The sequence below is a fragment of the Caulobacter sp. P1_B12_2 genome (assembly GCF_056406675.1).
In genome coordinates this window covers 1-7,936 of sequence record NZ_JBFTZS010000317.1, presented here as the reverse complement: position 1 = coordinate 7,936, position 7,936 = coordinate 1, and the positions used below count along the sequence as shown (strand labels likewise).

The following is a 7,936-nucleotide window of genomic DNA, read 5'->3' as shown; positions in this document are numbered from 1 at the left end:
TCGGCGATGCGCGTGGACTTGGGTTTGCCGCCCCGGTCGATGGCGGCGTCGRCCGCCGTGGCCCAACGTCGCGCGTCCTCGCGCTGATGGAAGGTCTCGCATATATAGCTGCCCTTGCGCCGAACGACGGCGCGCCAGGATCCGGACGGGAGCTTCACGAACGTGGCCAATTTTCGTGTTCTCCCTGTGTACAGCCACGCGTCGAACCGTGGCGGAGAGTGGCGTAATCTGTCGTATTTACGCGTGTATACAGACGATATAATTCTTTGAATACGCGATAAAAATGCAGCAATTTCAAGCACATAGATTCTCCGTTGCGCCTATGATGGACTGGAGTGACCGTCACTGCCGGTCGCTGCATCGGGTGCTGTCGCGCCGGGTGCTGCTGTATTCCGAGATGGTCACCAGCGGCGCGGTGCTGAACGGCGACCGTGAGAAGCTGCTGGGGTTCGACGCCGGCCAGCATCCGGTGGCGCTGCAGTTGGGCGGGTCCGATCCCGCCGACCTGGCCGCCGCCGCGAAGATCGGCGAGGACTGGGGCTATGACGAGATCAATCTGAACGTGGGCTGCCCGTCCGACCGCGTGCAGAGCGGCCGGTTCGGCGCCTGCCTGATGCGCGAGCCGCAGCTGGTGGCCGACTGCATGGCGGCCATGGCCGCGGCGGTGTCCGTGCCGGTGACGGTCAAGTGCCGGATCGGGGTGGACGACCAGGAGCCGGAACAGAGCCTGTTCGAACTGGTCGATCTGTCGGCCCAGGCCGGCGTGAGCAGCTTCGTCGTCCACGCCCGCAAGGCCTGGCTGAAGGGGCTGTCGCCGAAGGAAAACCGCGACGTGCCGCCGCTGGACTATCCGCTGGTTCACCGCCTGAAAGCCGAGCGTCCGAACCTCACCATCGTGATCAACGGCGGCGTTCCCGATCTGGACGTGTCGCTGGCCCAACTAGAGCACGTCGACGGCGTGATGCTGGGCCGGGCCGCCTATCACGAGCCGGGCCTGCTGGGTCAGGTCGATCGCCGGGTGTTCGGCGAGGCGGTCGCCGACATCGACGCCTTCGAGGCGGTCGAGCTCTACAAGCCCTACATGGCCGGCCAACTGGCGGGGGGCGTGCATTTGGCGGCGATGGCCCGGCACATGCTGGGCCTGTTCCACGGCCTGCCGGGCGCGCGGGCGTGGCGCCGGATCCTGACCGTCGAGGGCGTCGGGGCCGGGGCGGGGCTGGACGTGGTCGACCGCGCCCTGGCGGCTGTCCGCCAGGCGGTCGATGCGCGCGAGGCGCGGGCCTTGGAAGCCGCCGCCGGTTAGGCGGGGTCTAGGATCGCAGGACCAGCGCGCGCGGCGTGGCCTGGAAGCTGGACAGGCGGCCCAGATAGGTCATGCCCAGCAACGAGGTCTCCAGGCCCTTTTCGACCACCAGAGCCTCGACGTCGCGCACCTGGGCGCCGGCCACGGAAACGCTGGCCAGCTTGACCGCGGCGGCGCGGGTCTCGCCCGAGGCCGTCATGACCTTGTAGCTGTAGTCGAGGGCCTTGGTGTCGATGCCCAGCCGCTTGGCGTCTGTCTGGCTGAGCGCGACAGCCGTGGCCCCGGTGTCGATCAGGAAGCGCACGGCGCGACCGTCGACCTTGGCCTCGGCCCAGAAGTGGCCGTCGGCGGCCTTGACGATCTGGGCGGCGCTGTCGTCCGCAGCGGCGACGACAGGAGCGGGACCGCGCAGGTCCGGCTGGCGCAGATCGTCCAGCGACACGACGGCTTTCGCCGCCCCGACCGCCGAGAGCGCGCCTACGATCGCGATGGACGCGAACTTGAGCATCGAAGTCACCCCGCCATACAGGCTTGCTGGCCGTTTCTACGGCCGTTGCCAGGAGAATAGCGGGCAATGGGTTTTCAACCGGTGAATCAATCCCGGCGCGACCTTTCGTAGTTAACTAATCGATAATCGATCAGCAAATTAAAAAACTGTAATACTTAGCGATAACATCGTTACCTCCGTGTAATGTTCAAGATGACTTCGATTTAACTTAAACGGCGTGACCATTTGCGGCAAATTACCTCCTGCAAGTTCAGTGCTTATCGAGGGAATACCGCCATGAACAAGATCATCATCGCGACTGTCGCTGCCGTTTCCGCCCTGGCGGGAGCCGCCCAGGCCGGCGCCTCCGTCACCAATTACGAGTTCCTGCAGGCCGCCCGCTGCCGCGGTCTCGCCACCTCCGAGGGGCTCGGCAAGCTGGACACCGCCAGCATCGACGCCTTCCTGCGGGACCAGGGCGCCAGCCGCGAGGGGCCGGTCCGTGTCTCGGCCAAGAACAAGATCGCCGACGCCCAGAAGGAAGGCGACAAGGCCGAGGGCGCCAAGAAGGAAAAGCTGCTGGCCGAACGCGCCGGCAACTGCTCGGCCTGGCTGAGCGGCGCCACCACCGGCGCGGCCGTCAACACGTCGAACTAAGACCCTATGTCAGCCCTGGTCGATCGTCAGATTGGCCAGGGGATCCGGGCGATGGGGAAGGGCGGCCATGATCGCGGCCCGTTCCTCGTCGCTCAACCGGACCCAGCCGGCGATCTCCACGAGGGTTCGCCGGCAGCCCAGGCAATAGCCGCTCTGACCGTCCACCGCGCAGACCTTCACGCAAGGCGTCGCGATCGGGCGGGGAGGGCGGGGCGCCGAATTCAGTGTGTCCCCATCCAGGGTTTTTGGGGGCGTGGCCGAGGTCATGACCCGTATGTCGCCGTTCCAGGCGGGCCGCGCAAGAGCGGCTCGCGGCGCGAACCCGTGCGTCGATTGCGTCCCTAAAGTTCTCAGCCCTTCAAAGGAGTCGTCATGCGTATCCTCGGTCTCACCGCCGCCGCCCTGCTCGCCGTTTCGGCGACCGCGCCGGCTTTCGCCGCCGATCGCGTCAGCGACGGCGAGCTCGTGCGCGCCTCGCGCTGCCTCGGCCTGGCCAAGGCGGCGAACCTGGGGTCTACGGACGCCACCGCCCTGCAGGCCTTCGTGAAGGCCCAGAACAAGGGCCGCGATCCGCTGGTCCAGGATCGCGTCGAGGGCGCCGAGCGGGCCGCCAAGTCCGAAGCCGGCAAGGCCAAGGACGACGCCAAGACCTCGCTGATCGCCGAGCGCGACGGCGCGTGCAAGACGCTGGTCGGCGCCGCCGGCGGCGCCTGATCGCCGCTCCCGGCGATCGGACGTCTTTGCATCGGGCGCGGGCTGGCTTAAGCCCGCGCCCATGACCTCTTCCGCTCCCGCCGCTTCGCCTTTCGACGACATCCGCAAGCTGGCCGCCGACGCGCCGGCCGCTCCGCCCCCCAGCTTCGCGGGCGGCGACCGCCTCGCCGAGGTATCGGCCTGGCTGACCGACTGGACCGGCAAGACGCCCCCGGCGGTGTTGCGTCCGGTCGTGGCTCTGTACGCCGGCGCGCGCCAGGGCGTGGGGCCGCGCGGCTACGCTCGCGAACGCCTCGAGGCCGTGGCCGCCGGCGGAGCCAATGTCTGCCGCATCGCCGGCGTGCAGGGCGCGGGGCTGGAAGCCTTCGATCTGGCCATTGATCGCCCGACACCCGACGCGGTCGCCAAGGCGTCGATGAGCGAGAAGGAATGCGCCGCCACCATGGCCTTCGGCATGGAGGCCCTGGCCAAGCAGCCGGACCTGCTGATCCCCGGCGTCATCGCCGCCGAGACCGACCGCGCGGCCGGCGCCATCGCTCTGGCGCTGTTCGGCGGCGAGGCCGCGGACTGGAGCGTCGCGCCCGAGCCGATCACGGCCGCCGTCGCCCGCGCCGCCGGCGAAGGCGACCTGTCCGACCCGCTTGAGGCGCTGCGCCAATTAGGCGGGCGCGAGACCGCCGCCCTGGTCGGGGCGATCCTGGCCGCCCGGGTTCAGGGGATCCCGGTGCTGTTGGACGGTTACGCCGCCGCCGCCGCCGCGGCCGTGCTGCACGCCCTCGACCCGGCCCTGATCGCCCATTGCCAGGCCGGCCATGTCGGGACCGCCAAGGGCCACGCCCGCCTGCTGGAAGCGCTGGGCAAGCGGCCGTTGATCGATCTGGACCTCGCCGAGGAAGAGGGTGTCGGCGGGGTCACCGCCCTGGCTCTGGTGCGGCTGGCCTGCGAGGTCCGCTAGGGCCTCGAACGGCCCAACCTGAACAATGTTTACGTTGACGCTAAGGTCATCTTTCCAAACGCTCGTTCGAACTCTAAGGTGACTCCCGAAAGTCAAAAGACGGCCCCTCAAGAGGGCCGAATTCYGGGAGTCCGCCATGAACCTCGATTTCTCGCCTGAAGACGTCGCGTTCCGCGACGAGGTCCGCGCCTTCATCGCCGAGAACTACCCCGCCGGCCTGCGCGAAAAGCAGGAGGAGGGCGAGGAGATGGCCAAGGAAGATTTCCTCTCCTGGCACCGCACCCTGGCCAAGAAGGGCTGGGTGGCTCCGGCCTGGCCCGAGAAGTACGGCGGCCCGGGCTGGACTTCGGTTCAGCGCTACATCTGGTCCGAAGAGACCGCCCGCGCCGATTGCGTGCCGATCCTGCCGTTCGGCATCAACATGGTTGGGCCGGTGATCTACACCTTCGCCACGCCCGAACAGAAGGAACGCTTCCTGCCGCCGACCCTGTCGGGCGACATCTGGTGGGCCCAGGGCTATTCCGAGCCGGGCGCGGGCTCGGACCTCGCCAGCCTGAAGACCAAGGCCGAGCGCTTCACTGGCGACGWCGGCAAGGAATATTACCTGGTCAACGGTCAGAAGACCTGGACCACCCTGGCCCAGCACGGCGACTGGATCTTCTGCCTGGTCCGCACCGACCCGACCGCCAAGATCCAGGAAGGCATCTCGTTCCTGCTGATCGACATGAAGTCGCCGGGCGTCACCGTCCGTCCAATCATCACCCTTGGCGGGGAGCACGAGGTCAACGAAGTCTGGCTGGAGAACGTCAAGGTGCCGGTCGAGAACCGCATCTATGACGAGAACAAGGGCTGGACCTGCGCCAAGTTCCTGCTGGCCCACGAGCGTTCGGGCATCGCCGGCGTGGCGCGCTCCAAGCGCGGCATCGAGCGCATCCGCCAGATCGCCCAGGTCGAACTGGGCGACGATGGCCAGCCGCTGCTGACCGACCCGGACTTCAAGCGCAAGGTCGCCGACCTGGAGATCGACCTCACCGCCCTGGAATACACCGAGCTGCGCACCCTGGCCGGTGAAGCCGCCGGCAAGGGACCCGGTCCGGAGTCCTCGGTCTTGAAGATCAAGGGCACCGAAATCCAGCAGCGGATCACCGAACTGGTTCTGGAGGCCGCCGGCCACTACGGCGCGCCCTACTTCCGCGGCTTCCCGAACGACGGCGACAACGCCCACCCGATCGGCCCCGACTTCGCCCATCGCGCGGCGCCGACCTATTTCAACGTCCGCAAGACAGGCGAGCGGCTGGGCCGCTCGCCGCCACTTCCGACACGAACACCGCACCCCCGAAGCCGGCCGAGCCGCACGGGGCCAAGACAGAGACGGGAAACCTGGGATGGACTTCAACTTCACCGAAGAGCAGTCGATGGTCCGCGACACGGTCGCGAGCTTCCTGCAGGACAAGTACGACTTCGAGACCCGCCGCAAGATCGTGGCCTCGGAGAGCGGCTGGCGCGCCGACTACTGGCAGGCCTTCGCCGAGGAGTTGGGCATCCTGGGCGCCTCGTTCAGCGAAGAGCTGGGCGGCCTGGGCGGCGGCGCCATCGACAACATGATCATCATGGAGGAGTTCGGTAAGGCGCTGGTCATCGAGCCCTATCTGGGCACGGTGGTGATCGGCGGCGGCTTCATGAAGCATTCGGGCTACGCCGGCGCGACCTCGGTCATCGAAGGCATCATCGCCGGCACGACGACGATCGCCTTCGCCTATGCCGAGCCGCAGGGCCGCTACACCTGGGAAGACCTGAAGACCACGGCCAAGAAGGAAGGCTCGGGCTATGTCCTGAACGGCCACAAGGCCGTGGTGGTCGGCGCGCCGTTCGCCACCCACCTGGTGGTCACGGCCCGCACCGGCGGCGCCCAGCGCGACACTGGCGGCGTCTCGGTGTTCCTGGTCGACAAGACCCTGCCGGGCATCGTCACCCGCGACTATCCCACCGTCGACGGCGGCCGGGCCTCGGAAGTCTATTTCGAGAACGTCTCGATCCCGGCCGACGCCCTGATCGGCGCGGAAGGCGAGGGCCTGCCGCTGGTCAACAAGGTGCTGGACGAGGCCACCGCCGCCGTCGGCGCCGAGGCCGTGGGCGTGCTGCGCAAGCTGCACGAGGGCACGCTGGACTACGCCAAGCAGCGCAAGCAGTTCGGCACCGCCATCTCCAACTTCCAGGTGCTGCAGCACCGCATGGTCGACATGTTCATCGAGGTCGAGCAGGCCGTATCGATGACCTACATGGCCACCATCAAGCTGGACGAAAGCGACGCCGAGCGCGCCAAGGCCGTCTCGGCCGCCAAGGTCCGCATCGGCCGCGCCTGCAAGTTCGTGGGCCAGAACGCCATTCAGATCCACGGCGGCATGGGCATGACCGACGAGCTGGCCATCGGCCACTACTTCAAGCGCGCCTCGATCATCGAAGGCCTGTTCGGCTCGGTCGATCACCACCTGAAGCGCTACGAATCCCTGTCGTTCGGGTCCGCGACCGGCAAGGCCGCCTGATACAGCCTACGGACAACCGCCGATTGACGACAAAACCGCCCGCGACATGCCGTCGCGGGCGGTTTTTTCTTTGTGACGCAAGGCTTTGTCCGACAAGGAAAACACCGATTGTCCGTGGGCGGAATTCGTCAGGGTTCGGATGATTTATCTTGTGTTTCGCAAGCTCTGGCGCATGATTTTCGACGACGCGCTGACGACTAAGAGGGTGCAAGCCCCTGTAAGCCGCGCGCGTCTCCTGGTCCCAACGGCCTGTCTGGGAGACGCCGCCAATGAACGTATCGAGAATGAACCACGCCATGCTGTCCTTCGCCCTGATGGGCGGGATGCTGGTCGGCGGAAGGCAAACGCCCAAGCCGCCGGTCGCGGAGCCGTCGAAGAGTTCGAAGAAGTAGGCGAGAGGGCGGACGGGATGTTCCCGTCCGCCCAAGCGCGTCCTAGGCCGTCAGCAGTTCGGCTAGAACCGGAGCCTGATCGACATTGGCGACGTCCTGGGTTCGCAGGTGAGCCTCCAGGATGTCGAGGATCTCGGCGTCGACGTCGGCGTCGAACTTGCGCGCGAAGAGATCCGTGCTGGTCGTCAGCGAAACGGCGTCGACGGCCGTGAAGGTGCGGGGGCGCAGCTTGATGTCGCCGTCCGGGATCCAGTCGATCATCCGCTTGTCGTCATTGATCACCTCGCCATGAGCGGTGGTGTTCATGATCACGGTCTGGAAGAAGCCTTCGTCGGCGATGAAGGTGTTGCGATAGAACGCCTTGTAGCGCTCGACCGACGGGTCGTGACAGACGAAGTCGCAGAACGCACGGCTGACGATCTTCCACTGGGTGCCGATATAGGGCGTGGCGCCGTCCAGGAAGAGACGGGTGGCCAGGGTGTCGATGATGCGACCGCCCAGCTCCTCCACATATTGCAGCACCCGCCCCATGGTGTCGGGGCGAACCTTGGCCTGGTCCAGCACGCGGATGAACTCCTGGCCCTTGTTGCGGGTCAGGAAGGCCTTGATCCGCTTCTGGGTCATCAGCGGGAAATCCTGGCCGCTGAGATTGATGAAGTGGGTCCAGTCCTTGCCCATTTCCAGCAGCTTGGCCATGCCGCGCAGTTCGGCGTCGACCAGGCTGTAGCCGCCCCACAGGGCCTTCTTGCTCTCCAGCACGGCGGCGTTGGGATAGGCTGCCAGGAAGCCGCGGATGTCGGCCTCAAGGGCCGGGCCGGAATTCTTGTCGACATGCACGAGGTAGTGGTTGTCGGGGTCGTGGACGGCCTTGAAGAGGCGTTTGGG

8 protein-coding genes and 2 pseudogenes are annotated in these 7,936 nt (G+C 66.8%); 7 read left to right on the top strand and 3 right to left on the bottom strand.

The genetic code is table 11. The annotated features are described in order from the left end of the window. Nucleotides 1–283: 283 nt before the first annotated feature. Nucleotides 284–1,303 (top strand): tRNA dihydrouridine(20/20a) synthase DusA, encoded by a 1,020-nt coding sequence (gene dusA / locus AC1DZ6_RS17860; protein ID WP_477098488.1) that lies wholly within the window; start codon nucleotides 284–286, stop codon nucleotides 1,301–1,303. A gap of 7 nt (nucleotides 1,304–1,310) precedes the next feature. Here the strand turns inward: dusA and AC1DZ6_RS17855 are convergent, their stop codons facing one another. Further along, complete coding sequence (locus tag AC1DZ6_RS17855) at nucleotides 1,311–1,811, bottom strand: TIGR02281 family clan AA aspartic protease (RefSeq protein WP_477098487.1); 501 nt, start codon at nucleotides 1,809–1,811, stop codon at nucleotides 1,311–1,313. 276 nt (nucleotides 1,812–2,087) lie between these two features. On the opposite strand from AC1DZ6_RS17855, the gene AC1DZ6_RS17850 reads away from it, so the two are divergent. Then, nucleotides 2,088–2,447, top strand: a complete 360-nt coding sequence (locus AC1DZ6_RS17850; RefSeq protein WP_477098486.1) for a hypothetical protein — start codon at nucleotides 2,088–2,090, stop codon at nucleotides 2,445–2,447. Nucleotides 2,448–2,456: 9 nt separating this feature from the next. On the opposite strand, the gene AC1DZ6_RS17845 is transcribed toward AC1DZ6_RS17850, so the two are convergent. Beyond that, nucleotides 2,457–2,714 (bottom strand): DUF1289 domain-containing protein, encoded by a 258-nt coding sequence (locus AC1DZ6_RS17845; protein ID WP_477098485.1) that lies wholly within the window; start codon nucleotides 2,712–2,714, stop codon nucleotides 2,457–2,459. A 105-nt stretch (nucleotides 2,715–2,819) separates the two neighbouring features. Here AC1DZ6_RS17845 and AC1DZ6_RS17840 point away from each other — a divergent pair, with 105 nt between their 5' ends. The 5 genes and pseudogenes from AC1DZ6_RS17840 (at nucleotide 2,820) to AC1DZ6_RS17820 (ending at nucleotide 7,051) form a co-directional block, all read left to right on the top strand. Further along, a complete protein-coding gene (locus tag AC1DZ6_RS17840) occupies nucleotides 2,820–3,161 on the top strand; it encodes a hypothetical protein (protein WP_477098484.1) in 342 nt (113 codons plus the stop codon). Nucleotides 3,162–3,222: 61 nt separating this feature from the next. Further along, nucleotides 3,223–4,116, top strand: a complete 894-nt coding sequence (locus AC1DZ6_RS17835; RefSeq protein WP_477098483.1) for a nicotinate-nucleotide--dimethylbenzimidazole phosphoribosyltransferase — start codon at nucleotides 3,223–3,225, stop codon at nucleotides 4,114–4,116. Between the two features lie 136 nt (nucleotides 4,117–4,252). Further along, nucleotides 4,253–5,401: pseudogene (locus AC1DZ6_RS17830) on the top strand (acyl-CoA dehydrogenase family protein); the annotation flags it as partial. Between the two features lie 100 nt (nucleotides 5,402–5,501). After that, nucleotides 5,502–6,659, top strand: a complete 1,158-nt coding sequence (locus tag AC1DZ6_RS17825; RefSeq protein WP_477098482.1) for an acyl-CoA dehydrogenase family protein — start codon at nucleotides 5,502–5,504, stop codon at nucleotides 6,657–6,659. A 253-nt stretch (nucleotides 6,660–6,912) separates the two neighbouring features. Beyond that, a pseudogene (locus AC1DZ6_RS17820) lies at nucleotides 6,913–7,051 on the top strand (hypothetical protein). Between the two features lie 42 nt (nucleotides 7,052–7,093). Here AC1DZ6_RS17820 and AC1DZ6_RS17815 read toward each other — a convergent pair. After that, a partial coding sequence (locus tag AC1DZ6_RS17815) for a beta-1,6-N-acetylglucosaminyltransferase (RefSeq protein ID WP_477098481.1) occupies nucleotides 7,094–7,936 on the bottom strand: 843 nt, incomplete at its 5' end.